General features: G+C 73.0%; 22 protein-coding genes. 13 read left to right on the plus strand and 9 right to left on the minus strand.

Annotated features, from left to right (window positions below; translation table 11 throughout):
• Positions 1-37: 37 nt before the first annotated feature.
• Together ACFYL6_RS30440 and ACFYL6_RS30445 are read right to left on the minus strand one after the other, a co-directional pair.
• Positions 38-874 carry a cytochrome c gene (locus ACFYL6_RS30440; protein ID WP_387176552.1) on the minus strand — a complete coding sequence of 279 codons (837 nt, stop codon included), beginning with the start codon at positions 872-874 and terminating at the stop codon, positions 38-40.
• Positions 875-944: 70 nt separating this feature from the next.
• A complete protein-coding gene (locus ACFYL6_RS30445) occupies positions 945-1,544 on the minus strand; it encodes a heme-copper oxidase subunit III (RefSeq protein ID WP_091408043.1) in 600 nt (199 codons plus the stop codon).
• Positions 1,545-1,652: 108 nt separating this feature from the next.
• On the opposite strand from ACFYL6_RS30445, the gene ACFYL6_RS30450 reads away from it, so the two are divergent.
• The 4 genes from ACFYL6_RS30450 (at position 1,653) to ACFYL6_RS30465 (ending at position 4,554) form a co-directional block, all read left to right on the plus strand.
• Complete coding sequence (locus tag ACFYL6_RS30450; protein ID WP_387176553.1) at positions 1,653-2,573, plus strand: cytochrome c oxidase assembly protein; 921 nt, start codon at positions 1,653-1,655, stop codon at positions 2,571-2,573.
• A gap of 107 nt (positions 2,574-2,680) precedes the next feature.
• Positions 2,681-3,076 (plus strand): hypothetical protein, encoded by a 396-nt coding sequence (locus ACFYL6_RS30455; RefSeq protein ID WP_387176555.1) that lies wholly within the window; start codon positions 2,681-2,683, stop codon positions 3,074-3,076.
• A gap of 91 nt (positions 3,077-3,167) precedes the next feature.
• On the plus strand, positions 3,168-4,211 hold the full coding sequence (gene trpD / locus ACFYL6_RS30460) for an anthranilate phosphoribosyltransferase (RefSeq protein ID WP_387176557.1): 1,044 nt from the start codon (positions 3,168-3,170) through the stop codon (positions 4,209-4,211).
• Positions 4,212-4,350: 139 nt separating this feature from the next.
• Complete coding sequence (locus ACFYL6_RS30465; RefSeq protein ID WP_387176559.1) at positions 4,351-4,554, plus strand: hypothetical protein; 204 nt, start codon at positions 4,351-4,353, stop codon at positions 4,552-4,554.
• A gap of 103 nt (positions 4,555-4,657) precedes the next feature.
• On the opposite strand, the gene ACFYL6_RS30470 is transcribed toward ACFYL6_RS30465, so the two are convergent.
• Together ACFYL6_RS30470 and coxB are read right to left on the minus strand one after the other, a co-directional pair.
• The gene (locus ACFYL6_RS30470) at positions 4,658-5,083 is read right to left on the minus strand and encodes a cytochrome c oxidase subunit 4 (RefSeq protein WP_387176561.1); all 426 of its coding nucleotides are present in this window, start codon (positions 5,081-5,083) and stop codon (positions 4,658-4,660) included.
• A 9-nt stretch (positions 5,084-5,092) separates the two neighbouring features.
• A complete protein-coding gene (gene coxB / locus ACFYL6_RS30475; RefSeq protein ID WP_387176563.1) occupies positions 5,093-6,064 on the minus strand; it encodes a cytochrome c oxidase subunit II in 972 nt (323 codons plus the stop codon).
• A 171-nt stretch (positions 6,065-6,235) separates the two neighbouring features.
• Here coxB and ACFYL6_RS30480 point away from each other — a divergent pair, with 171 nt between their 5' ends.
• Both ACFYL6_RS30480 and ACFYL6_RS30485 read left to right on the plus strand, forming a co-directional pair.
• Positions 6,236-7,387: a cysteine desulfurase family protein gene (locus tag ACFYL6_RS30480; protein WP_387176565.1), complete on the plus strand. Its 1,152-nt coding sequence runs from the start codon at positions 6,236-6,238 to the stop codon at positions 7,385-7,387.
• Positions 7,384-7,617, plus strand: coding sequence for a sulfurtransferase TusA family protein (locus ACFYL6_RS30485; protein WP_387176567.1), 234 nt, complete (start codon positions 7,384-7,386; stop codon positions 7,615-7,617). The genes ACFYL6_RS30480 and ACFYL6_RS30485 overlap by 4 nt, the downstream gene beginning before the upstream one ends.
• Before the next feature lie 113 nt (positions 7,618-7,730).
• Here the strand turns inward: ACFYL6_RS30485 and ACFYL6_RS30490 are convergent, their stop codons facing one another.
• The 3 genes from ACFYL6_RS30490 to ACFYL6_RS30500 form a co-directional block, all read right to left on the minus strand.
• Complete coding sequence (locus ACFYL6_RS30490) at positions 7,731-8,711, minus strand: carbohydrate kinase family protein (protein ID WP_387176569.1); 981 nt, start codon at positions 8,709-8,711, stop codon at positions 7,731-7,733.
• Positions 8,712-8,911: 200 nt separating this feature from the next.
• Entirely contained in the window at positions 8,912-9,280 is a 369-nt protein-coding gene (gene erpA, locus ACFYL6_RS30495; protein ID WP_124774267.1) for an iron-sulfur cluster insertion protein ErpA, read from the minus strand.
• A gap of 169 nt (positions 9,281-9,449) precedes the next feature.
• The gene (locus tag ACFYL6_RS30500) at positions 9,450-10,589 is read right to left on the minus strand and encodes a glycerate kinase (RefSeq protein ID WP_387176664.1); all 1,140 of its coding nucleotides are present in this window, start codon (positions 10,587-10,589) and stop codon (positions 9,450-9,452) included.
• A 68-nt stretch (positions 10,590-10,657) separates the two neighbouring features.
• On the opposite strand from ACFYL6_RS30500, the gene nadA reads away from it, so the two are divergent.
• From nadA to ACFYL6_RS30530, 6 genes are all read left to right on the plus strand, one after another.
• Entirely contained in the window at positions 10,658-11,857 is a 1,200-nt protein-coding gene (nadA, locus tag ACFYL6_RS30505) for a quinolinate synthase NadA (RefSeq protein WP_387176572.1), read from the plus strand.
• 212 nt (positions 11,858-12,069) lie between these two features.
• Entirely contained in the window at positions 12,070-13,425 is a 1,356-nt protein-coding gene (murA, locus tag ACFYL6_RS30510) for a UDP-N-acetylglucosamine 1-carboxyvinyltransferase (protein ID WP_110564159.1), read from the plus strand.
• A 112-nt stretch (positions 13,426-13,537) separates the two neighbouring features.
• Positions 13,538-14,131, plus strand: coding sequence for a DUF3043 domain-containing protein (locus ACFYL6_RS30515; protein WP_387176574.1), 594 nt, complete (start codon positions 13,538-13,540; stop codon positions 14,129-14,131).
• A 166-nt stretch (positions 14,132-14,297) separates the two neighbouring features.
• Positions 14,298-14,858, plus strand: coding sequence for a helix-turn-helix domain-containing protein (locus ACFYL6_RS30520; RefSeq protein ID WP_387176576.1), 561 nt, complete (start codon positions 14,298-14,300; stop codon positions 14,856-14,858).
• Between the two features lie 382 nt (positions 14,859-15,240).
• Positions 15,241-20,301 carry a WG repeat-containing protein gene (locus ACFYL6_RS30525; protein ID WP_387176577.1) on the plus strand — a complete coding sequence of 1,687 codons (5,061 nt, stop codon included), beginning with the start codon at positions 15,241-15,243 and terminating at the stop codon, positions 20,299-20,301.
• 44 nt (positions 20,302-20,345) lie between these two features.
• On the plus strand, positions 20,346-21,344 hold the full coding sequence (locus ACFYL6_RS30530; RefSeq protein ID WP_387176579.1) for an aldo/keto reductase family protein: 999 nt from the start codon (positions 20,346-20,348) through the stop codon (positions 21,342-21,344).
• Positions 21,345-21,432: 88 nt separating this feature from the next.
• Here ACFYL6_RS30530 and ACFYL6_RS30535 read toward each other — a convergent pair whose 3' ends face one another.
• Both ACFYL6_RS30535 and ACFYL6_RS30540 read right to left on the minus strand, forming a co-directional pair.
• On the minus strand, positions 21,433-22,230 hold the full coding sequence (locus tag ACFYL6_RS30535) for a site-2 protease family protein (protein WP_387176581.1): 798 nt from the start codon (positions 22,228-22,230) through the stop codon (positions 21,433-21,435).
• A complete protein-coding gene (locus ACFYL6_RS30540; protein WP_030337978.1) occupies positions 22,230-22,430 on the minus strand; it encodes a hypothetical protein in 201 nt (66 codons plus the stop codon). The genes ACFYL6_RS30535 and ACFYL6_RS30540 overlap by 1 nt, the downstream gene beginning before the upstream one ends.
• A gap of 144 nt (positions 22,431-22,574) precedes the next feature.
• Here ACFYL6_RS30540 and ACFYL6_RS30545 point away from each other — a divergent pair, with 144 nt between their 5' ends.
• Positions 22,575-24,407 carry a protein kinase gene (locus ACFYL6_RS30545; protein ID WP_387176583.1) on the plus strand — a complete coding sequence of 611 codons (1,833 nt, stop codon included), beginning with the start codon at positions 22,575-22,577 and terminating at the stop codon, positions 24,405-24,407.
• Positions 24,408-24,422: the final 15 nt, after the last annotated feature.

The following is a 24,422-nucleotide window of genomic DNA, read 5'->3' on the forward strand; positions in this document are numbered from 1 at the left end:
AGCGGCACCACAGCACTGATTCGGATGGCCTGCTCGGTCACGACTTACCCGCAATCCACAGGCTAGCGAAGACGAGCGCCACGATGCCAACCAGGAAGATCGCCAGGCCCTCGGTGGACGGGCCGTACCGCCCGAGGTTGAACCCACCCGGGTCCTGGTCGTGCTTCAGCGTCTCCTGGATGTAGGCGATGATGTCGGCCTTCTGCTCCGGCCGAAGCTGGTTGTCGCCGAACACCGGCATGTTCTGCGGGCCGCTCAGCATCGCCGCGTAGATCTGGCGGTCGGTCGCGGGGTGCAGGCTCGGGGCGAACTTGCCCGAGGAGAGCGCGCCGCCGCCACCACCGAAGGCGTGGCACTGCGAGCAGTTGATCCGGAACAGTTCACCGCCGGCCGCGATGTTGCCGTCCTCGCGGAGGTCGTCGCCGTCGGGCACGACCGGGCCGCCGCCGAGCTCCTGGATGTACTGGGCCAGCTGGCGGGTCTGCTCGTCGGTGAAGAGCGGGGGCTTGCGGTGCGCCTGGGCCTCCTGGCGGGCCAGCGGCATCCGCCCGGAGCTGACCTGGAACTCGACCGATGCCGCGCCGACGCCGATCAGGCTCGGCCCGCGGCCCTCGACACCCTGGGCGTTACGGCCGTGGCAGGTCACGCAGCTCACGTCGAACAGCGCCTTGCCCTCGGCGGCGGCGCCGGTCAGCTGCGGGTTGTCCTGCGCCTGCGCGCCCGGGGCGAAGACGGTGTAGGCGCCGCCGGCGAGCATCAGCGCGGCGATCAGCCGGACCGCGGCGCCCAGCCGGCGGCGGCCCCTGCTGCGCGCGGCGGGCCGCTCACGCAACCGCGCGAGCAGACCGCGTCGGCGGTCGTTGTCAGAAGTCATGAGCGGTGTCCTTAACCGGTTGGACCTGTCTCAGGGGACGGAGCAGCAGCGCGGAATGTGACGCGCAAGATCACTGGAGCCAGTAGATCATGGCGTACAGCCCGATCCACACGACGTCGACGAAGTGCCAGTAGTACGACACGACGATCGCCGAGGTCGCCTGCGCCGGGGTGAACCGGCCCATGGTCGTGCGGACCATGAAGATGATGAAGGCGATCAGACCGCCGGTCACGTGCAGGCCGTGGAAGCCGGTGGTCAGGTAGAACACCGACCCGTACCCGTCTCCGTTGATCTTGATGCCGTCGGCGACCAGGTGCCGGTACTCGTTCAGCTGGCCGAGAACGAAGATCAGGCCCATCACGAAGGTGACGGTGAACCAGCGCCGCAGCGCGTGCACGTCACCCTTCTCCGCCGCGAAGACGCCGAGCTGGCACGTCACCGAGGACAGCACCAGGATCACCGTGAAGGTGGTCGCGTACGGGATGTTCAGCGCCTCGGTGTGCTTCTCCCACTGCTCCGGCGCAGCCGCGCGGATCGAGAAGTACATCGCGAACAGCGCCGCGAAGAACATGAGTTCGCTGGAGAGCCACACGATCGTCCCGACGCTGACCATGTTTGGTCGGGTCAGAGAGTGGATCCGGCTCTTGTCAATGGCTGGGGCCGCAGTCACGCCGTCATTATTGCCCCTGACCATGGCCGGCGATCAGCGGGGTGGCAAACCTGCGCCTTCCGTGGCCCGAGCGTCAGGGTCCGGTTCGCCTGGCCTAGCCTGAAAAGCGTGCTGCACGTCGATCCGATCTTCGCCGCCACCTCGGCCCCGCCGCCGTTCACCGTCGGCGCGGTGCTGAGCGAGACCCGGCTGGACAGCTGGCTGGCCCTCGGCCTGGTGCTCGCCGCCGGCCTGTACCTCTACGGGGTGTACCGGCTGCGGCTGCGGGGCGACCGCTGGCCGGTCGTCCGTACGGTGTTCTTCCTCGGCCCCGGGCTGGGCGGTATCGCGCTCGTCACGGTCAGCGGTCTGCACGCGTACGACACCGCGCTGCTGTCCGTGCACATGATCCAGCACATGGTGCTGTCCATGGTGGCGCCGATCTTCCTGGCGCTGGGCGCGCCGATGACCCTGGCCCTGCGGACCCTGCCGGTCGGCCCGCGTAAGCGCCTGCTCGCGATCGTGCACAGCCGCGTCGCCCGGGTCTACAGCTTCCCGCTGGTGGCGTTCGCCATCTTCGTGGTCAACCCGTTCGTGCTGTACTTCAGTGATCTGTACCGCTTCACCCTCGAACACGCCTGGGCGCACGAGCTGGTGCACGCGCACTTCATCATGACCGGCTGCGTGTTCTTCTGGCCGCTGCTCGGCCTCGACCCGCTGCCCGGCCGCTGGCCGTACCCGGCGCGTGCGCTGCTGATGCTGCTCTCCGTGCCGTTCCACACCGTGCTCGGTCTCACCATCATGCAGAGCAGCACGCTCTTCGGCGGCGACTGGTACCCGTCGCTCAACCTCGGTTGGGTCGACCCCTGGCAGGACCAGGTGGTCGCCGGCGGCATCCTCTGGGCCGGTGGCGAGTTCGTCAGTGTGACCATGCTCGCGGTGCTGGTGGTGCAGTGGGTCAAGCAGTCCGAGCGGGAGGCCCGCCGGGTGGACCGCGAGCTGGACCGCCAGGAGGCCCGCGACCGCGCCGCCGACGCCGCGCCCGCCTGAGCTGCCCGGACGGTACGCCCCGACGCGCGACGCCGGGCGGGATGTCGGCTACGTCACGCCGACCGGTACGATCTGCGAGCAGCTACGAGGTGGGAGTCAGGCCAGCCATGAGCGATCGTCTTTGCACCGTTTTGCTCTACAGCGACGACCCGCAGGTCCGTGATCGGATGCGGATGGCCGTCGGCACCCGGCCCGCGCCCGGTCTGCAGATCGAGTTCGTCGAGGCGTCGACCTACGCGGAGACCATCCGGCTGGTCGACGACTACGAGATCGACCTGCTGCTGCTCGACGGTGAGGCGAGCCCGGGCGGCGGCATCGGCATCGCCCGGCAGATCAAGGACGACCGGGACGACGCTCCCCCGACCTGCCTGGTGATCGCCCGCGCGGCCGACCGATGGCTCGCCGCGTACGCCGAGGTCGACGCGACGCTGGTGCACCCGCTCGACCCGGTGACCACCGGCGGCACGGTGGCCGAGCTGCTGCGGACGCACGCACCCGCCTGACGTCCCACGCTCCTCCGGCACCCCCACGGCGCCGGATCTCCTCGGCGCCGGTTCCAGCCCACCCGCACTTCGCATGCTCGGGAGGCCCGCCATGGGCGATCGGACCTGGCCGCACCTGCTCAACGCGCTGCTGCGCGGTGACGAACTCTCCACCGCCGACACCGCCTGGGCGATGGACGAGATCATGACCGGCTCGGCGAGCGCGGCGCAGATCGCCGCCTTCGCCGTGGCGCTGCGGGCCAAGGGCGAAACCCCCGCGGAGCTGGCCGGCCTTGTGGAGGCGATGCTGGGTCGCGCGGTCCCGGTGGCCCTCTCCGAGGAGCTGCGCCGTACCGCACTCGACGTGGTCGGCACCGGCGGTGACCTCGCCCACACGGTCAACATCTCCACGATGACGGCGCTGGTGGTCGCCGGCGCGGGGGTGCGCGTCGTGAAGCACGGCAACCGGGCCGCCTCCTCCCTGTGCGGCACCGCGGACCTGCTGGAGTTCCTCGGCATCCCGCTGGATCTCGGCCCGGAGCAGGTCGCCCGCTGTGTCGAGGAGGCCGGCATCGGGTTCTGCTTCGCGGCCCGGTTCCACCCCGGGATGCGGCACGCCGGCCCGGTTCGCCGCGAGGTGGGCGTGCCCACCTTCTTCAACTTCCTCGGCCCGCTGACCAACCCGGCCCGCCCCCGGGCCGGCGCGGTCGGCTGCTTCGACCTGCGGATGGCGCCGGTGATGGCCAGCGTGTTCGCGGCCCGTGGCGACTCGGCGATCGTGATGCGCGGCGAGGACGGGCTGGACGAGTTCACCACCGCCGCGCCGACCCGGGTCTGGGCGGCCCAGGGCGGCACCGTACGCGAGGCCGTGCTGGACGCGACGGACCTGGGGGTACCCCGGGCCACCCTCGCGGACCTGCGCGGCGGAGACGCCGCGTACAACGCGGGCGTAGCCCATCGCCTGCTGGCCGGCGAGACGGGCCCGGTCCGGGACGCGGTGCTGGTCAACGCGGCGGCGGCGCTCGCCACCCAGGGCCCACTCGACGGCGACCTGACCGAGGCGCTCCGCACCGGCCTGGCCCGCGCTGCCGAGGCGATCGACTCCGGCGCGGCCGCCGCGACCCTGGACCGCTGGATCGAGACCGCCACCGCCTGACCCCGCCCCTCGCCGGACCCATCGGCGCGGAGATTTGTCGGACCCGTCTGGGAAACTACAGCTGAGTGGTTCTCTGCCGCCGTCGGTGCGTCGTTGTCGCATCCGGGGGTGGCCCGCCTGGTATCGAGAGGAGACGCCCGTGTCGCATCGCGAGCTCTACTGCGACGTCTGCGAGGGCGTGGCGCTGTTCGAGGCGCCGCCCTGCGTCGACGGCCACGGCACCGACTGTCCAGAGCTGATCTGCACCGACTGCGGCGCCGCCGTGGTGGTCAGCGCGTTCGCCTTCCCGGTCACCCGGCTGGCCGTCCGCCGCCGTCAGCCCGCCCGCCGCCACGCCGCCTGACCGCCGCACCACCGCACCGGGCGCCGCGCATGACCGAAGGCCCGCTCCCCTCGGGGAACGGGCCTTCGTCGTGCGGGGTCGGTCGCGACGGCGACCGGGTGGGTTAGTGCTCGGCGGTGCGCCGGGTGCCGCTGTAGTACTCGAACAGCAGCCCACAGGCGGCGAAGACGACGGCCAGCAGGCCGGCGCCGATCAGCCAGAACTGCCAGAACACCATGCCGAGCGCGGCGATCGCGGCGGCCAGCGCCAGACCGAACGGCCAGTAGCTGCCCGGGCTGAAGAAGCCGACCTCACCGGCGCCGTCGGCGATCTCGGCGTCCGGGCGGTCCTCCGGGCGCAGGTCGATGCGGCGGGAGACGAACCAGAAGAAGCCACCGCACATCGAGCAGAGCAGGAACGACAGCAGCAGGGCGACGGTGCCGACCCACTCGACGCCGCCCGACTCCCCGTTCGTCCAGGCGCCGTAGAGGATGGTGGCACCGAAGAGGAACCCGGCGATGATCAGGAAGATACGCCACTCGGTCTTCATGCGGCTGCCTCAGCTTCCCGTGCGGGCCGGAACGTCGTCCGGGTTGAAGTTGTCCTGCGTCCGCCGCGTGTCGAACGGCTGCGTGGTCTGCGCGTACGGCTGCTCACCGATCGCGGACAGCGCATCCTGCGTGGACTTGCCACTCTGCTTGGCCGCCAGGAACTGGTCGTACTTCTCCGGCGAGACCACCCGCAGCTCGAAGTTCATGAACGCGTGGTAGCTGCCGCACAGCTCGGCGCAGCGCCCGACGTAGGCACCCTCGGCATCCAGGCTGGAGACCTCGAACACGTTGCGGATCTTGCCCGGCATGACGTCGCGCTTGAAGAGCAGCTCCGGCACCCAGAACGAGTGGATGACGTCGCGGCTGGTCTCCTCGAACCGGATGGACCGGTTGGTCGGCAGCACCAGCACCGGGATGACCTCACTGGTGCCGAGCGTCGACGCGGTGGTGCGTGCTTCCGTTCCCTGGCCGTCGCGGTAGTTGAACTGCCAGTTCCACTTGAACGCGACGACCTCGACCGTGACGTCCGGGTTCTTCGACAGCTTGTCCACGTCGGTCTGCACGATCGCCGTGTAGTAGAAGAGCACGGAGACGATCAGGATCGGCGCGATGGTGTAGAGGAACTCCATCGGCATGTTGTAGCGGGTCTGCACCGGCAGCGAGTTGCCACGCTTGCGGTAGCGCACGACGCACCAGAAGATCAGGCCCCACACGAAGACGCCGACCGCGAGCGCGGCGATGCAGGAGGCGATCCACAGGTCGTACATCCGCTTGGACTCCGCCGAGATGCCGCCCTGCGGCCAGCCGAAGCCGTGGAACGTCTGACCGACGTCACAGCCCGTGAGCAGAACCAGCAACGCCACGCCACCGAGACCGAGCCCGGCCAGGCGACCAGCACCACGCCCCCGGCGTCCACCAACCCCTGGGGAAGCGCTGTGCCGTACGGCCGACGGCCGTACCTCCGAACTCCTTGCGACCACCTGGTCCTGCCTCCCTAGCGCGCCGCGGTGCGTCTTTCGTCAGCACCGGCGGCAAAGGCGTCACCGACGGTCGCAGATTACTCGACCATGACGGGCTCGGCCGTGGTGGGGTCACTGTCCGACCCCCATCGGGGGCATCCTAGGCATACCGCCGCGATACCGTCTTCGTCTGTGAGCGCATCCCCGGTCTACCTGGACGCGGCGACCGCCGCGCCGACGCATCCGGTCGCGCGGCAGGCGCTGCTGGCCGCGCTCGACGACGGCTGGGCCGACCCGGGCAAGCTGTACACGCAGGCCCGCCGGGCCCGGCAACTACTCGACGCCGCCCGCGAGGCCACCGCGCTGACGCTCGGTGTCCGCGCCGACGAGGTCTCCTTCACCCCCAGTGGTACGACCGCAGCCCACGGCGCGGTGCTCGGAGGTCTGGCGGGGCGGCGCCGGGTCGGGTCGACGCTGGTGCACTCGGCGATCGAACACTCGGCGGTGTTGCACGCGGCGGAGCGGCACGTTGGCGCGGGCGGGTCCGCCACCGCGGTGCCGGTCGACCGGTTGGGCCGGCTGGACCTGACCGCGTGGTCGAGCGCGGTTCGGGCCCCGGGGGTCGCGCTGGCCGCGTTGATCACCGCCAGTCACGAGGTGGGTACGGTGCAGCCGGTCGCCGAGGCGGCGGCCGCGTGCGCCGACGCGGGTGTGCCGCTGTACGTGGACGCGGCGCAGTCGGTGGGCCGGGTGCCCCTGCCGGCCGGCTGGTCGGTGCTCACGGCGAGCGCCCACAAGTGGGGCGGACCACCCGGGGTGGGGGTGTTGGCGGTGCGCAAGGGCACCCGCTGGGAGTCACCCTGGCCGGCCGACGAGCGGGAGGGCGGACGTACCCCCGGGGTGGTGAACCTGCCCGCGGTCGTGGCGGCGGCGGCGAGCCTGCGGGCGGCGGCGGCCGACGCGGCGACCGAGGCGACCCGGCTGGCCGCCCTGGTGGACCGGATCCGCGAGCGGGTCGCGGCGGAGGTGCCCGACGTGGAGGTGGTGGGTGACCCGGTGCTCCGGCTCCCCCACCTGGTCACCTTCTCCTGCCTGTACGTCGACGGGGAAGCGCTGCTGCACGCCCTGGACCGGCGGGGCTTCGCCGTGTCGTCCGGCTCGTCCTGCACCTCGTCGACGTTGCGTCCGTCGCACGTGTTGGAGGCGATGGGGGTGCTCTCGCACGGCAACGTGCGGGTCAGCCTGCACCGGGAGACGACGGAGGCGGACGTGGAGCGGTTCCTTACCGAGTTGCCCGGGATCGTCGCCGGGCTGCGCGCCGAGGCCGGGGTGGTGGGGCTGTGACGATGCCGGACGAGGTGATCGACTGCCGGGGGCAACGCTGTCCGCTGCCCGTGATCGCGGCGGCGCGACGGATGCCCGAGGTGCCGGTCGGCACGGTGGTCCGGGTGCTGGCCGACGACCCGGCGGCGGCGGTCGACATTCCGGCCTGGTGCCGGATGCGTGGCCAGGAGTACCTAGGGTCCGTCGACGGCCCAGACGGCCCCGCCTACGACGTCCGCCGCACCCACTGACCCACCCCCGTCCCCGCGATCTTGCAGTTTCTGCGGGGACAAAAGCGTGCAGAAGCCGCGATACGACGACAGAAAGTGCAAGATCGCCGGGGTGGGGTGGGGTGGGGTGGGGGCTACGCCGGGAGGAGGTGGGGGCGGATTTCGTCCGCCGCGGTGTCGCCGTAGGACTCGGCGAGCCGCTTGACGAACAGGTCGCGGCGGACGTCGTACTCCTGGGTGCCGACGGTCTCCAGGACCAGCGTGGCCAGCAGCGAGCCCACCTGGGCGGCGCGTTCCAGGCCAACTCCCCAGGAGAGCGCGGTGAAGAAGCCGGCCCGGAAACCGTCGCCGACGCCGGTCGGGTCGACCGCCCGGATCTCCCGCGCGATCGGTACGTGGATCGGGTCGATGCCGCGCCCGGCGATCTCCACACCGTGCTTGCCCAGCGTGGTGACCCGCACCTTGACCAGGTCCAGCAGTTGGTCGTCGCTCAGCTGCGCCTTGCTCTGCAGCAGCGACTTCTCGTAGTCGTTGGTCATCAGGTACTCGGCGCCTTCGATCAGCGCCACCACGTCCTCGCCGCCCATCCGGGCGAGCTGCTGGGACGGGTCGGCGGCGAAGGCGTACCCGCGGGTGCGGCACTCGGCCGAGTGGCGCAGCATCGCCTCGGGGTCGTTGGCGCCGACCAGCACCAGGTCCAGACCGCCGAGCCGGTCGGCGACCGGGGCCAGCTCGATGTTGCGGGCCTCACTCATCGCACCGGCGTAGAACGACGCGATCTGGCACATGTCGGTGTCGGTGGTGCAGACGAAGCGGGCGGTGTGTGCCACCTCGCTGACGTGCACCGAGTCGCAGTCCACGCCGTGGCGCTCCAGCCAGGAGCGGTAGTCGGCGAAGTCGGCCCCGACCGCGCCGAGCAGCACCGGGCGCAGGCCGAGCTGGCCCATCCCGAAGGAGATGTTCGCCGCCACGCCGCCGCGGCGGAGCACCAGGTCGTCCACCAGGAAGGAGAGGGACACCTTGTGCAGTTGATCGGCGATGAGCTGGTCGGCGAAGCGACCGGGGAAACTCATCAGGTGATCGGTGGCGATCGAGCCGGTGACGGCGATCTTCATGTCAACCCTCGGGGTCGGGAGCAGGGCGCGGTCAGCCTACCGGCACGGCAACCCGATGGTCACCGCTCGGTCGGACACCGGCAACCAGCTCGCCACGGCCCCGTGCGGGACCGCTCCCCGGCCGGTGTGCGACCCCCGACCGGTACGGCGATGGGGCCGTCCCGAAGGACGGCCCCATCGTCGCTGGTGTGTGGTGTGACTCAGTTGAACGAGTCACCGCAGGCGCAGGAGCTGCCCGCGTTGGGGTTGTCGATGGTGAAGCCCTGGGCGTCGATCCGGTCGGCGAAGTCGATCGTCGCGCCGGAAAGGTACGGGGCGCTCATGCGGTCGACGACGACACCGACACCACCGAAGTCGGTCACGACATCACCGTCGAGCGAACGCTCGTCGAAGAAGAGCTGGTACCGCAGGCCGGAGCAGCCGCCCGGCTGCACGGCGACGCGGAGCCGCAGGTCGTCGCGGCCCTCCTGCTCGATCAGGGCCTTGACCTTCTGCGCCGCGACGTCGGTGAGGACGACGGAAGTAGGGGCCTGGGCCTCGGTCGACTCGGTCTGCGCTGGCGTGGTCACGTGGAAGTCTCCCTGCGCGGTTTGGGTCCGGACGCACTGGCCAACGTCGCACGCCGTCCAGTGATTCCCGGTTGTGGTCCTCAGCCGATCGTACGCCGCCTCGGCCCGGCTCACCCGCGTGGCGTGACCCCCGCCCCAGGTCGGGCCCAAGTCCCAGCGGCCGGGACGCTCAGCGGCTCCACTGCCGGGCCAGCCGGGCGCCCAGCTCGCGCAGCCCCTCCGCGGGCCGGCTCAGCGCGGCGTCGAGCCCGCCGCCCTCCTCGCCACCGAAGTGCTCCACCAGGCTGTACGCGTCGGTCACCCCGGCCGAGGCGGCCTCCCGCCGGCCGGTGCTCACCTGCCCGGCCACCACCACGCACGGCACTCCCCGGTCGCGGGCTGCGCCGGCCACCCCGGCGACGACCTTGCCGCGCAGCGACTGGTGGTCGAACGACCCCTCGCCCGTGATCACCAGATCGGCGGTGTCCAGTGCGGCGTCGAGTCTGGTGGCCCGGGTGACCAGGCCGATCCCCGACTCGCAGTCGCCGCCCAGGGCGAGGAGCGCCGCGCCGATGCCACCGGCGGCCCCGCCCCCGGGCAGCGCGCCGAGCCCTGCCGGACAACCGGCCAGGTCCCGTTCCAGCACCGCCGCGAAACGCTCCAGGGCCGCGTCGAGCAGCAGCACGTCGGCGCGGTCGGCACCCTTCTGCGGGCCGAACACGTTGCTCGCGCCGTGCAGGCCGAGCAGGGGGTTGTCCACGTCGGTGGCCGCGACCAGCCGGACGCCGCGCAGCCGGGGCGCGCCGTCCAGCGCGTCGACGACGGCGAGCGCCGCCCCGCCGTACGGAAGCGCGGCGCCGCCCTGGTCGAGGGGGGTCGCGCCCAGCGCGGCGAGCATTCCGGCGCCGGCGTCGTTGGTGCCGGAGCCGCCCAGCCCGATCACCACCGTGCGGGCGCCGCTCTCCACCGCGGCGGCCACCAACAGACCCAGCCCGTACGAGGTGGTGACCTTCGGGTCACGTTCGGCCGCGGAGAGCAGGTGCAGGCCGCACGCCTGCGCGCTCTCCAGATAGGCGGTCGTGCCGTCGGCGGTGAGCAGGATCTCACCGGCCGCTGGTCGGCCCAGCGGATCGACCGTCGACACCGGCACCCGCCGGCCGCCGAGGGCTTCCGCGAGCACCTCGACGAAGCCCGGCCCGCCGTCGGCGAGCGGCCGGATCAGCAGATCGTCTCCGTCGGTGACGGTGCGCCAACCTTCGGCGACCGCGGCGGCCACCTCCGGTGCGGGCAGGGTGCCGGCGAACTTGTCCGGGCAGAGCAGCACGCGCATGCCGAGCAGTGTGGCAGCCCACACCGAGCGAAGCTGCGTCGCGCTCGCGCTGTGGGACCATGGGCTACGTGACTTCGACCTGGGTGGAACCCTCCAACACGGCGACGGCTCTGCTGCTGCTCGGCCGGGGCAGCGACCCCGACACCGAGCGCGGCGTCGAGTGTCCGGGCGACCTGCCGGCGCCCAGCGACCCGGATCTGGTGGCCCGTGCCACCGCCGCAAAGGCGAAGCTGGGCAGCAAGGTCTTCGTGCTGGGGCACCACTACCAGCGCGACGAGGTGATCCAGTTCGCGGACGTGACCGGCGACTCGTTCAAGCTGGCCCGGGAGGCCGCGGCCCGCCCGGACGCGGAGTACATCGTCTTCTGCGGCGTGCACTTCATGGCCGAGAGCGCCGACATCCTCACCACCGACACCCAGCGGGTGATCCTGCCCGACCTCGCGGCGGGTTGCTCGATGGCCGACATGGCGGTCCTGGGTCAGGTCGAGGCCGCCTGGGACACGCTTACCGAGCTGGGCATCGCCGGCGAGACCGTGCCGGTGACGTACATGAACTCCTCGGCCGACATCAAGGGCTTCGTGGGCCGCAACGGCGGCGTGGTCTGCACCTCGTCCAACGCCAAGCGCGCCCTGGACTGGGCCTTCGAGCAGGGGTCGAAGGTGCTCTTCCTGCCGGACCAGCACCTGGGCCGCAACACGGCGGTGCTGGAGATGGGCCTGTCGCTGGACGACTGCGTGCTCTACGACCCGCACAAGCCCGGCGGCGGGCTCACCCCGGAGCAGCTGCGCGACGCCAAGATGATCCTCTGGCGGGGGCACTGCTCGGTGCACGGCCGGTTCACGCTCGACAGCGTCAACGACGTACGGGAGCGGGTGCCCGGGGTGAACGTCCTGGTTCACCCGGAGTGCCGGCACGAGGTGGTGACGGCCTCCGACTACGTGGGCTCCACCGAATACATCATCAAGACGATCGAGGCGGCTCCGGCCGGCTCGGCGTGGGCGCTCGGCACCGAGCTGAACCTGGTCCGCCGGCTCGCGCTGGCGCACCCGGACAAGCAGATCATGTTCCTGGACAAGGCCGTCTGCTACTGCTCGACGATGAATCGGATCGATCTGCCGCACCTCGTCTGGGCCCTGGAGGAGCTGGTCGCGGGGCGGGTCGTCAACCAGATCACGGTGGACGCCGACACCGCGCACCACGCCCGGGTCGCACTGGACCAGATGCTCGCCCTGCCCGGCGCGGACACTCCGCCGCCGACGGTGTCCTGATCACGATCCGTAGCGCTGTTGGTACGCAAAAGTGCCGGATCACCGATTAATGCCACACACGCCGATGTGACCGAGTCCTTTTTCGTCACCGAGGGCTATGCTCCCCAAGCGACGACACACGCGGGCCGTTTCGACATGGCCGCATCCGGGGTAGCGAGAAGGTTCAGGCGCCCCACCATCAACACGGCAGCACCGACGCGCTGGAGGTTGCGTTGACCGACGACGTCCTGGTTGTGCACGGAGGCACTCCGCTCGAAGGGCGGATCCGCGTGCGCGGCGCGAAGAACCTGGTATCGAAGGCGATGGTCGCCGCGCTGCTCGGCGACAGCCCGAGCCGACTGTTCGACGTGCCCAAGATCCGCGACGTCGAGGTGGTGCGAGGTCTGCTCGGCCTGCACGGCGTCAAGGTGACCGACGGCACCGAGGACGGCGAGCTCGTCTTCGACCCGGCGAACGTGGAGAGCGCGAGCACCGACCAGATCAACGTGCACGCCGGTTCCAGCCGGATCCCGATCCTGTTCTGCGGCCCGCTGCTGCACCGCCTCGGGCACGCGTTCATCCCCGACCTGGGCGGCTGCCACATCGGCCCGCGCCCGATCGACTTCCACCTGCAGGCGCTGCGGGAGTTCGGCGCCACGGTCGAGAAGCGGCCGGAGGGGTTGCACCTGTCCGCGCCGAACGGGCTGCACGGCACCAAGTTCGCCCTGCCGTACCCGAGCGTCGGCGCCACCGAGCAGGTGCTGCTGACCGCCGTGATGGCCGAGGGCGTCACCGAGCTGCGCAACGCGGCGGTGGAGCCGGAGATCATCGACCTGATCTGCATCCTGCAGAAGATGGGCGCGATCATCAAGGTCCACACCGACCGGGTGATCGAGATCCAGGGCGTGCCCAAGCTGCACGGCTACACCCACCGGCCGATCCCGGACCGGATCGAGGCGGCGAGCTGGGCGGCCGCCGCCCTGGCGACCCGTGGTCACGTCGAGGTGCTGGGCGCGCAGCAGGCCGACATGATGACCTTCCTGAACATCTTCCGCTCGGTCGGCGGCGAGTACGAGGTCACCGACGCCCGCGCACCGAAGCTGGGCGACCCCGGCCAGGAGGGCGGCATCCGGTTCTGGCACCCGGGTGGCGAGCTGAACGCGGTGGCGCTGGAGACCGACGTACACCCGGGCTTCATGACCGACTGGCAGCAGCCGCTGGTCGTGGCGCTGACCCAGGCCCGCGGCCTGTCGATCGTCCACGAGACGGTCTACGAGCAGCGGCTGGGCTACACCGAGGCCCTCAACTCGATGGGCGCCAACATCCAGGTCTACCGGGACTGCCTCGGCGGCACCCCGTGCCGCTTCGGCCGGCGCAACTTCAAGCACTCCGCGGTGATCGCCGGGCCGAGCAAGCTGCACGCCGCCGACCTGGTCATCCCGGACCTGCGGGCGGGGTTCAGCCACCTCATCGCGGCGCTCGCGGCCGAGGGCACCTCGCGGGTGTACGGCGTGGACCTGATCAACCGGGGCTACGAGGACTTCGAGGCGAAGCTCGCCGACCTGGGCGCGCACGCCGAGCGTCCGTAACCTCGGTCACCCTTCGTTCCCTCCGACGGCTCCAGGTCGCGCTGCGACCTGGAGCCGTCGGCCGTTGCACCGCGATGTGCAGCGGGCGCGGACGGTTGGCTACCCTTGCCGCGTGCCGTCGCTCTTTCGCCGCAAGTCCACCGACCTCGTCGACGAGGCCGTCTCCTCGGTGACCCCCGAGGAGACCGCTGAGCGTTCCCGGGGTTACACCCCGGCCAAGGGTCGGGAGACGCCCAAGCGGCCCACCGCCGGCCGGCGCCCGGCCGGCCCCACTCGCCCCCTCACCAAGGAGGAGGAGCGGGAGCGTCGCCGCCAACTGCGCGCCGAGGCCGCGTCGGAGTTCCGCCGTGAGGGCGGCCCCCGTGACCGTGGCCCGGAGCGGCTGTTGGCCCGCAACGTGGTCGACTCCCGGCGTACCGTCGGCACCTGGTTCTTCGGCGGCGCGCTGATCGTGCTGGTCGGGTCGAACGCGGCCATGCCGCCGCTGGTCCGGTTGATCTCCAACGTGCTCTGGGGCGCGCTGGCGCTGGGCGTGGTCGTCGACTCGGTGCTGATCTGCCGCAAGATCAGCAAGCTGGTCCGGGAGCGCTTCCCGAAGACCGACCAGCGGATGGGCTCGCTCTTCCTCTACGCGGTCATGCGGTCGATCACCTTCCGGCGGATGCGCGCTCCGGCGCCCCAGGTCAAGCTGGGCGACAAGGTCTGAGCCCCGGGCTCCCGCAAGATCCCTGCTCCATCAGCGAAACTGCTGCCTCAGGCACCTCGGAGGCAGCAGTTTCGCCGTAACTGCGCGGATCCTGTCGTGCGTTCATCATGCTGAACGGGTCGCCGTTGTTCGCCAGACCGAACGTTCGACCCAATGGAGCGAAGGCATGCCTTCGGAACCGGCTGCCCCGCTGGCCACCATCGCCGCCGCCCTGCGCCGGGAGCGGGAACGGGTCGGCATCTCGCTGACCGAACTGGCCCGCCGGGCCGGGGTGGCCAAGTCCACCCTCTCCCAACTGGAGTCGGGCACCGGCAACCCGAGCGTCGAGACGCTCTGGGCGCTGGGCGTCGCTCTCGGGGTGCCGTTCAGCCGGCTGGTGGAGCCCGTCGACGACGGAATACGGGTCATCCGGGCTGGGGACGGGCCGGACGTCCGCTCCGAGCAGGCCGACTTCAGCGGAAAGCTGCTCAGCGCCGGCGCGGCGCACCTGCGCCGGGACGTCTACCTGATCAGGCTGGAACCGGGTGCGGTCCGGACCGGCCACGGACACACCCCGCGCAGCACCGAGCACGTGGTGGTCGCCGCCGGCCGACTGCGGGTAGGGCCCGAGAGTGCGCCGGTCGAACTCGACCCCGGCGACTACGCCACGTTCCCCGGCGACGCCCCGCACCGTTACGAGGCGCTCGCTCCCGGCACCTTCGCCGTCCTCATCATGGAGCATCCCTGAACGAGCCCTCGATCCCGCCGGGGCCGGGTGGTCTTCGAGTGCGGTAGGGTCGGAGTCCAGATTCGGTTATAGGCCCAAATGTCCGAAACCAATGGGATAACGTTTGCGCCGGTGGGCGGCACCACAGTGGCGGTGAGCGAGCCCACGCCGTTACCCTCCATCCGCAGCCACGGCCTGCCGGAGCGGCGACCTGACCGGCACGTGCGGCCCCAGCGCGACAATTTGCAACGAGGTGACAACGCGTGAGCGAGCGGACGCGAGCCGGCCACCGGGGCGTGGCAGGCGGCGACCGGACGCCCAGCGGTCACCCGACGGCGGCTGCGGACAGCTCACCCCCGGCGAGGATCGGCCCGGCGGCCGGGTGTGGCGACGGGCTCGACGGATGAACGGCCGCTACACCGACCGGTGGCCGGACCCGAACGAACCGTCCTGGGTGGTCGAACCGACCACCGAGTGGCACCCCCAGTTCCCCGGCCAGCGCTACCCCGGCGACATCGGCATGCCGCACCAGCCGCCGCCGCGCGGCCGGGCGACGGTGTCCGGCCGCGCCGAGGTGCCGCCGCTCGCCCCCACCCGCCCGGACGGCACCTACCTCGGCCGGTCGTGGTCCGACGAACCACCGGCGGAACAGGCACCCCAGGGCCGGTCCTGGGTGGACGACGAGCCGGACGAGACACCGACCTACGGCCGACCCCGCGGCGACGAGCGCTCCGCGGACACGTCCGCCTACGGCCGGCCCGACAGCGCCGACTCCCGCCACTACGACCACGAGCCGTACCGTCGTCCGCTGCCCGAGCCACCCCGCCGCGACGAACGCCGCTCCCCCGAGTCGGACCGGCGTACCGCCTGGTCCGACCGACGCCCCGCCGACGAGCGGGGGCCCGCGCGGGAAGCCGCCTGGCATCGGGACCAGCCCACCACCGAGCGGTACGACAGCCGCCGTCCCCGGCAGGAGCCAACCGAGCGGGATCGGGGTTACCGGGGCACGCCGCCGGTCTCCCCCGCGCCCCGGGCCGAACCCGGCTGGGTGCCCGAGCCGGACGACGCGCCACGTCGACGCGGCACACCGGAGCGACCGGCGGCTGGCTACGAACGGCACCCCGGCGACGGGTACGGCGTCCGACCCACCCGCGACCACGATGGCCGGATCGCCGACGCGGTCGACCCGTGGGCGCCGGTGGACGACCGCACGCGGTACCGCGCCGACGGGTACCCGGACCGGACCGCCGACGACCCGCGCCGCCCAGAGCCGCGCTACCGCGCGGACGAGGGGATCGGGGCAGCGCCCGCACCCAACGGTGGACGACGGCGGCGCCCCGAGCCGGACCTGCCCGACCAGCCCCGCCTCGACGACGACCGGCGTCGGCCCGACACCGACCCGCACCGGCAGCAGCCCCGTGAGGCGGCGGCCCGTGCCGAGGCGTACCCGGACCGGCGACCCCGCGAGCAGGCTCGCCCGGACGCGTACCGCGAGAACGGGTACCGCGAGGACGCGCCTCGTGAGGACGCGTACCGCGAGGCCCGGCCGCAGCCGGGTCAACGGCCGGACGGCAGTCTGCCCTGGCCCCCGCCGGGTCCGGTGCGCCAGGACCGCACCCGGGAGCCCGGCCACCGCACCGACCCACAGCGCACCGCAGATCCACACCGCGCCGACCCGCACCGCAGCCCCGACCCGCACCGCACATCGGACCCGTACCGCAGTGCCGAGCCGGGCGTCGCGTCGCGGCCGGCCGCCCGGCCGGACCGTCCGGCTGCCACGCCGTCCCGGCCCGACGAGCGCCCGCCGGCCACTCCGGCGCGGTACGACGATCGACCGGTACGCCCGGCCGCGACGGCGCCGCCCGCGTCCGGCCGTTCCCTGCCGGTCCCACCGGTCTCCCCGGAGCGACCGGTGTCGTCGGCACCCGTCTCCCCCGGTTGGGACCGACCGGTGTCGGCCGCCCCGGTCTCCCCGGCCTCCCCGGCACGGCCGGTGTCGCCGGCACCCGACTCCCCCGCCGCACGCGAGTGGGACCGACCGGTGTCAGCCGTCCCCGCGCCCCCGGAACGGCCGGTGTCGCCGGCACCCGACTCCCCCGCCGCACGCGAGTGGGACCGACCGGTCTCTGCCGCCCCGGAACGGCCGGTGTCGCCGGCGCCCGTATCCCCTGCCGCGCCCGGTTGGGAAAGACCGGTGTCGGCTGCCCCGGTCTCTCCCGCCTTCGACCGTCCCGTCTCCGGGCCGCCCGCCGCACGCCTGCGGCTGGAGTACCTGCCCGCGCCGGTGGACCCGCCCGGCGCCGACGAGCGGTCGGACGCCCCGCCAGCGTCGGGACGCCGGCCGCTGGCCGAACCGCCACCGGCGTCCGGGCCACATCCCGCCCCGCCACCGCGTTACCCCGGCCCGGGCACCGGGGACCGCCCGGCGGACCAGCGGCGCGGCGAGGAGCCGGACCGCCGTCGGGTCGCCGATCCGCTGGCCGGCACCCCGCCGCCCGACCGCCGCCCGGTCTCCCCGCCCCGCTCGCCGGCCACGGAGCGGCCGCACTCCGCCGATCGACAGGCCGCACCGCAGCGGCCGGATCGCCCGGCCGCGCCGCAACGCCCGTACGCGCCGGAGCGGCCGACCCCGACGGCGGACGCACGCCCGTCGGTCGCCCCACCACCCACCTGGCAGGCGCCGCAGCCACCGGCGACCCGTCCCGTCCCAGCCCCGGCCGACCCAACCCCTGCGGCTCCGGCTCCGGCTCCGGCAGCCTCGGCTCCGGCGGCCTCGCAGCCGTCGGCGGAGGACGTCGCGCCGGTGCTCCCGCTGGCCCCCGGTACGCCACGCCGCTACGTACCCCCGCCGCCCTCGGAAGAGCCGGTGGCGCCCGTTGGCGAGCCGGACGACGTCCCGGGCACCCGCGGGCCGGAAGCGTGGTTCAGCCCCGCTCAGCCCGCCGATTCCGAGCAGGGCGAGCCGGCGACGGATGAGCAGTCGCTCGACCCGGCCGACGATGAGTCGACGGCCGGCGACCCCGACCTCTCCGCGACACCCAACGTGGAGACGCCGACACCGAGGGCCGACACACTCGACGTGGTTGACGAGCACGCCAGCGCGTCGACGCCAGACGACGCCTTCGCCCCGGTCTCCGCCCCGCCCGCCCACCCCGTTTCCGCGCCGCCCGCCCGCCCGGTCTCCGGTGCACCCCGCCTCTGGGCGGACGAACTGGACGACGACCCACAGCCCGCGTTCGACACCGGATCGGTGGGAGCTGACCGGCCCGTCTCCGGCGCACCTGCCGTCGAGATGCCCCACCACCAGGCCGAAGCCGGAACCGAGTTCGGAGCCGAGGTCGAGGTGGACCAGCAGTCCTCCACCGCCTGGCCCGCCGAGGACACCGACCCGGTCGAGCACGACCCGACGGACGAGGTCGCGCCCCACGACGAGTGGGCGGACACGGACTCTCCGCGCACAGGCCGGACGGATGGCTCGCAATTCGACGAGTGGTCGGTCGACGCTGCGCCGCCCGTGACGTCTGCGGACGACGCGAACCTGCCCGTCTCGGCACCGCCGGTCTCGGCACCGCCGGCGCCGCCGGTGTCGGCCCCGCCCGCATCGCCCGTCTCCGCGCCGCCGGCGTCAGCCGCGACTTCCACATCCGCGCCGCCAGCGCCCGAGGCAGCGCCCGTCTCCGGGCCACCCCTCTCCACAGCGCCCAGCTCCGCACCGCCAGCGCCGGCCGCGGCGCCGGTCTCCGCGCCACCGTCGGCGCAGCCGTACTCCGTTGCGCCCACGTCGGCGCCACCCGCGCCCACCGCGTCACCCGTCTCCGCGCCACCCGTCTCCGCGCCACCCGCGTCGGCGTCGCCGATGCCCGCGGCACCAATCTCCGCACCGCCAGCGCCCGTCTCGGCAGCGCCCACCTCCGCGCCGCCAGCCTCGACAGCACCGCCCGCCGCAGCGCCCGTCTCCGCGCCGCCAGCGCCCGTCTCCGCGCCGCCGGCGCCCGAGGCGGCGCCCATCTCCGCGCCGCCGGCGGCGGCCGTGCCGACATCGGCGGTGCCGGTCTCCGGGCCACCCGCCTCGGCCGTGCCCGGCCCGAGGAGCGGTTCGGACGGGGAGAACGTGCCGGTGTCCGCGCCACCCGACGACGCACCGCCAGTGGTGACCCGCCCGTCGCTGGCCGACCCGGGTGACCCGGAGCAGGTGCTGGCCGCGTACCGCTGGCGGTTGGACCCGGTCACCCTGCGCGAGGATCTGACGGAGCCGGACGACCTGCGGGCCATCCGGCGACGACTGACCGAGAAGTTGGGCTCGGCGATCGACAACCGTGCCCGGGCCCGGCTGCTCAGTCTGCGGGCGGTGGCCTCGCGGATCCTCGGCGACCTGGACGACGCGCTGGCCGACGGTCGGCTCGCCCTCACCTACGCCGAGGCCACCGGAGAGCTGCGCCGGACCGCGCTGGCCCAGGCCCGGCTGGCGCACGTGCTGCGCTGGCGCGGTGACTTCGCCGAGGCGGACCAACTCTTCGCCCAGGCCAACTCGATCGAGTTGCCGGACCGGTTGCGGGCCGCGCTGCACGAGCACGCCGGGCGGTCCTGTTACGACCAGGGGCGGCTCATGGAGGCCTGCGAGCACTTCGAGAAGGCGCTCGACCTGCGCGGCGCGGGCGACGCCGAACTGCTGGACCGGGTCCGGGTGGCCCTCGACGCGGTCACCGTCCGGGCCGAGGCGGATGGCTTCGGGCCGTACCCTCGGGGTCGGGACGAGGTGCTCGACCGGGACCGGCCCCCGTTGCCGGACCGGGACGGGCCGCTGTGGGGTTACACCAGCCAGGACGGCGACGTGGTCATCCCCGCCCGGTACGCCGAGGCGCAGCCCTTCCACGACGGGTTGGCCTGGGTCCGCCGGCCGGACACCGACCGCTGGTCGCTGATCAACCTGCTCGGTACGACGGTGATCCCGCCGTCCTTCCGGGCCGCGCGTCCGTTCAGCGACGGCCTGGCCTGGGTGGTCGGCGAGGGCGGGTGGACGGCGATCGACGCGACCGGCGCGGTGCAGGTCGCGCCCAACTTCGCCGAGGTACGACCGTTCCGGCGCGGGCTGGCCGCGGTGCGACGCGAGGGGTGGGGGGCGGTCGACCGGACCGGCCGGATAGTCGTGCCCACCCGCTACCACGGCTTCGTCACCGAGTTGGCCGACGGCCAGCAGATCGACGGCTTCACCGACGAGGGGCTCGCCGTGGTCGACGTGGCGGGTCGACGGGGCGTGGTGGACCGCACCGGCACGGTGCTGGTGCCACCGACGCACCCGATGCTTGTCATCCACCCGGTGGCGTTCCTGGTCGAGAGCGGCAACGGGCGGTGGGGCGCGCTGGACCGGCGCGGTGTGCCGCTCATCGACCCGGTGCACCGCGACCGCGCCGGCGTGCTGGAGGAGATCGACCGGCTACTCACCGACGCCAATCCGGTGCTCTGAGTCGCCGGTCGCCATCGGTGATCCACTGGAGCTAGGGTCGGCACATGGAATTCCGACACCTGGGCCGTTCCGGCCTGCTGGTCAGCGAGATCTCGTACGGCAACTGGATCACCCACGGTTCGCAGGTCGAGGAGGACGCCGCCTTCGCCTGCGTCCGCGCCGCTCTCGATGCGGGGATCACGACCTTCGACACCGCCGACGTGTACGCCGGCACCCGGGCCGAGGACGTGCTCGGCCGGGCGTTGCAGAACGAGCGCCGCGAGGGCCTGGAGATCTTCACCAAGGTCTACTGGCCGACCGGGCCCGGCCGTAACGACCGTGGCCTGTCCCGCAAGCACATCATGGAGTCGATCAACGGCTCGCTGCGCCGACTGCGCACCGACTACGTGGACCTCTACCAGGCCCACCGCTACGACAGCAGCACCCCGCTGGAAGAGACGATGGAGGCGTTCGCCGACGTCGTCCACTCCGGCAAGGCGCACTACATCGGCGTCTCCGAGTGGACCGCCGCCCAGCTTCGCGCCGCCCACCCGCTCGCCCGGGAGCTGCACATCCCGCTGGTCTCCAACCAGCCGCAGTACTCACTGCTCTGGCGGGTCATCGAGACCGAGGTCGTGCCGGCCAGCGAGGAGCTGGGCATCGGGCAGATCGTCTGGTCGCCGATGGCGCAGGGCGTGCTCTCCGGCAAGTACCTGCCGGGCCAGCCGCCGCCGGCCGGTTCCCGCGCCACCGACGAGAAGTCCGGTGCGGGCTTCATCTCCCGGTTCATGAACGACGACGTGCTGACCCGGGTCCAGCAGCTCAAGCCCCTCGCCGAGCAGGCCGGGCTCAGCATGGCCCAGCTCGCCGTGGCGTGGGTGCTGCAGAACCCGAACGTCTCGTCGGCGATCATCGGCGCGTCCCGCCCCGATCAGGTGCACGACAACGTGAAGGCGGCCGGGGTGAAGCTCGACGCCGACCTGCTCAAGGCGATCGACGACATCGTCGAGCCGATCGTCGAGCGGGACCCGGCGAAGACCGAGTCCCCCGCGCAGCGTCCCTGACGCCGTTCCGGCCCGGCCGGCGCGAAACCCTCGCGCCGGCCGGGCCGGCTCAGCTCAGCCCGTCAGCTCAGCCGGTCAGCTCTGCCGGTCAGCTCTGCCAGAAGCGGATCAGCTCCAGGCCGGTGGCGTAGAGCCACGACGGCAGACCGAGCAGGTCGCCGACCGCGAAGACCGCGTCGAAGAACCAGCCGCCGATGCGTGGGTTCCACAGCAGCGCGAAGAGCAGGATGAAGCCGTACGGCGCGAACAGGTCGTACATCTTGCGCCACTGCGGGTTGAGCCACGGCTGGATCATGTTGCCGCCGTCCAGGCCGGGCACCGGCAGCAGATTCAGCACGCTGGCGGTGAGCTGGAGGAAGGCGAGCAGCGCCACCCCGGCCCAGAACTCCACCGGACCGCCCGACTGGGTGCCGAGCCGCACCGCCACCACCAACACCAGCGTGAACAGCACGTTGGTCGCCGGGCCGGCGAGGCTGACCAGGGTGTGCCGCAGTCGGCCCGGGATCGCGTGCCGGTCCACCCAGACCGCGCCACCCGGCAGGCCGATGCCGCCCAGCAACACCACCACCACCGGTAGCACGATCGACAGCAGCGGGTGGGTGTACTTGAACGGGTTGAGCGTCAGGTAGCCGCGGTGCGCGATGTCCCGGTCGCCGGCCCGGTAGGCCACCACCGCGTGGGCGTACTCGTGCAGGCAGAGCGACACCAGCCAGCCGGACACCACGAAGAGGAACACGTTGAACCGGACGTTGCCGTACCCGTTCCAGGTCAGCACCCCGGTGACCGCGAAGAGGGCGACCAGGGCGAGGAAGACCGGGCTGGGCCGGAACGCCGCCTTGGGCACGCCGAGAACCAGCCCGTCACCGCCGGGGCGGTCGTAGGCCATCACTCGGCCGTGGGCAGCAGGCTCATCCGGTACTCCACCCGGTCGTCCTCCACGAGCGCGACCGAGGTGACGCCGGACGCCGCGAGCTCCCGCCAGGTCTGACCGATCCAGGATTCGGCGTCGGCCTGGCTGCCGAACGACTCCGCCGGTCCCTCGACCGTCTGGCCGTCCGTGCCCTCGTACCGCCAGCTCCACGCCATGCCGCGTCTCCCCTCGCCGCTGAAGTCCCCGTGGGACGAACCCTCGCCAGCGTAGTCGGCCCGGCGCGCAACGGCCGCTCGCTCGCCCCGGCCGGACCCACGGGGTGGATCAATCGGATCGACGCCGGCCGGTACGGTGGCTCGGTGCTGACACGGGGAGTGCTGCTCGGCGACCGGTACCGGCTGGGCGAGCGGGTGGCTATGGGTGGGATGGGCGCGGTCTGGCGCGGCACGGACGTGCTGCTGGAACGCGAGGTCGCCGTGAAGGTGCTGCTGCCGTCGCTGGTCGCCGATCCGGAGTTCACCGCCCGGTTCCGGGCCGAGGCGCGGATGCTGGCCGCGCTGCGGCACCCCGGCGTCGTCCCGGTCCACGATGTGGGGCAGGCGGTGCTCGACGACGGCAGCCAGGTCGACTACCTGGTGATGGAGTACGTCGAGGGCGAGCCGTTGTCGGCCCGGGTGCGCGCGGTGGGGCGGCTGGATCCGGCCACCACCATGTCGGTGCTGGCCCAGGCCGCGGACGCGCTGCACACCGCCCACCTCGCCGGCATCGTGCACCGGGACGTGAAGCCGGGCAACCTGCTGGTCAAGGCCGACGGCAGGGTGGTGCTCGTCGACTTCGGCATCGCCCGGTCCCGCGACATGGCCGGGCTCACCGCCGCGAACATGGTGCTCGGCACCGCCTCGTACATGTCCCCCGAGCAGGCCACCGGGCAGCCGGTCTCGGCCGCCACGGACATCTACGCGCTCGGCGCGGTGGCGTACTTCTGCCTTGCCGGGCAGCCGCCCTTCCACGGTGACAACCCCCTCGCGGTGGCGCTGCGGCACGCCCAGGAGGACCCGGCGGCGCTGCCGGCGGACACTCCACCGGCGGTCGCCGCCGTGGTGGCCCGCGCGCTGGCCAAGCGTCCGACGGACCGGTTCGGCAGCGCCGCTGAGTTGGCCGCTGCCGCCGCCGACGCCCGCGACGCGACCTTGGCGAGCATCCCGGTCTCCGCCCGCCCACCGTGGGCGCTGGCCGCTCCCACGCCCGGAACGCCCTCGGCCCTTCCGGTCACCCCGGCCGCTGCGCCGCCGGCACCGACTTCCGCGCCGCCGGCCGCACCGACGCCCCCGGCCGGGCCGACGCCGACCGGGCAGCCCGCTCCGGTCGGGGCCGGCGCTGCGCCCTCGCCGGCAGGCCTCGCCGCCTCGCCGGCAGGCTTCGCGGCCTCGCCGGGCACCGGGCCGGGCTCGACCCGGGAGGACGTGTTCCGGCAGGGCTCGTCCGGCCGGCGCCGGCCACTGCTGATCGGGGTCGGCGCAGTCGCTCTCGTGGCGCTGATCGCCGTGGCCGTGGCGGCCCTGCGGCCCAGCGGTGAGCCGGGTGGGGCGGACCGCCCGCCCGCGCTGGCCGGCGAATCGGCGGCGGCCCCGGACGGCGGCGCGCTCGACGACGCAGGTGCGAGCAGCTCGGGACCCACACCCAGCGGCACCCCGGGCGCCAGCCGCACCGCGTCCGCCGCGCCGACCGCCTCCGCCGGAGGGACCGACGCGCCGACCGCCACCCCGGACCCGCGCACCACGACGCCGGGCGGCACACCGACCGGTACGACCAGCAGCCGACCGACGCCCAGCCGCACCCCGTCCAGCCGACCCAACCCGTACACGGCCGCCCAGGCGTGTGGCAGCGGCTACCAGGTGATCGACTCGGCGACGCTGACCGGCGGGGACGGGCAGCGCAAGGGCCGGGTCTTCCTGCTGTACCACGCGGGTACCGGCACCAACTGCGTCGTCACCCTCAAGGACACCGCGGTCGGCGCGAAGTCGGCGGCCTCGGCGTACCTGGAGGTGCAGGGGCGGGCCCGCAGCACCGACAGCGGGTCCTTCGACTACTACGCCGGGCCGGTACGGGCCACCGCCGCCGGGACGTGCGTCAAGTGGGGCGGCTCCACCGGCGGGGTCAGTTACGGCAGCGGGTTCGAACACTGCGACTGAACGACCGGGAGCACC

The sequence above is a fragment of the Micromonospora sp. NPDC007208 genome, from assembly GCF_042869175.1.
Taxonomy (GTDB): Bacteria; Actinomycetota; Actinomycetes; order Mycobacteriales; family Micromonosporaceae; genus Micromonospora; species Micromonospora foliorum.

Excerpts from the sequence above, each read along its gene's own strand:
- ACFYL6_RS30440 (WP_387176552.1), bottom strand. The coding sequence starts at position 874 with ATGACTTCTGACAACGACCGCCGACGCGGTCTGCTCGCGCGGTTGCGT.
- ACFYL6_RS30455 (WP_387176555.1), top strand. The coding sequence starts at position 2,681 with ATGAGCGATCGTCTTTGCACCGTTTTGCTCTACAGCGACGACCCGCAG.
- trpD (WP_387176557.1), top strand. The coding sequence starts at position 3,168 with ATGGGCGATCGGACCTGGCCGCACCTGCTCAACGCGCTGCTGCGCGGT.
- ACFYL6_RS30470 (WP_387176561.1), bottom strand. The coding sequence starts at position 5,083 with ATGAAGACCGAGTGGCGTATCTTCCTGATCATCGCCGGGTTCCTCTTC.
- ACFYL6_RS30490 (WP_387176569.1), bottom strand. The coding sequence starts at position 8,711 with ATGAAGATCGCCGTCACCGGCTCGATCGCCACCGATCACCTGATGAGT.
- ACFYL6_RS30500 (WP_387176664.1), bottom strand. The coding sequence starts at position 10,589 with ATGCGCGTGCTGCTCTGCCCGGACAAGTTCGCCGGCACCCTGCCCGCA.
- ACFYL6_RS30520 (WP_387176576.1), top strand. The coding sequence starts at position 14,298 with ATGCCTTCGGAACCGGCTGCCCCGCTGGCCACCATCGCCGCCGCCCTG.
- ACFYL6_RS30525 (WP_387176577.1), top strand. The coding sequence starts at position 15,241 with ATGAACGGCCGCTACACCGACCGGTGGCCGGACCCGAACGAACCGTCC.
- ACFYL6_RS30530 (WP_387176579.1), top strand. The coding sequence starts at position 20,346 with ATGGAATTCCGACACCTGGGCCGTTCCGGCCTGCTGGTCAGCGAGATC.
- ACFYL6_RS30535 (WP_387176581.1), bottom strand. The coding sequence starts at position 22,230 with ATGGCCTACGACCGCCCCGGCGGTGACGGGCTGGTTCTCGGCGTGCCC.
- ACFYL6_RS30540 (WP_030337978.1), bottom strand. The coding sequence starts at position 22,430 with ATGGCGTGGAGCTGGCGGTACGAGGGCACGGACGGCCAGACGGTCGAG.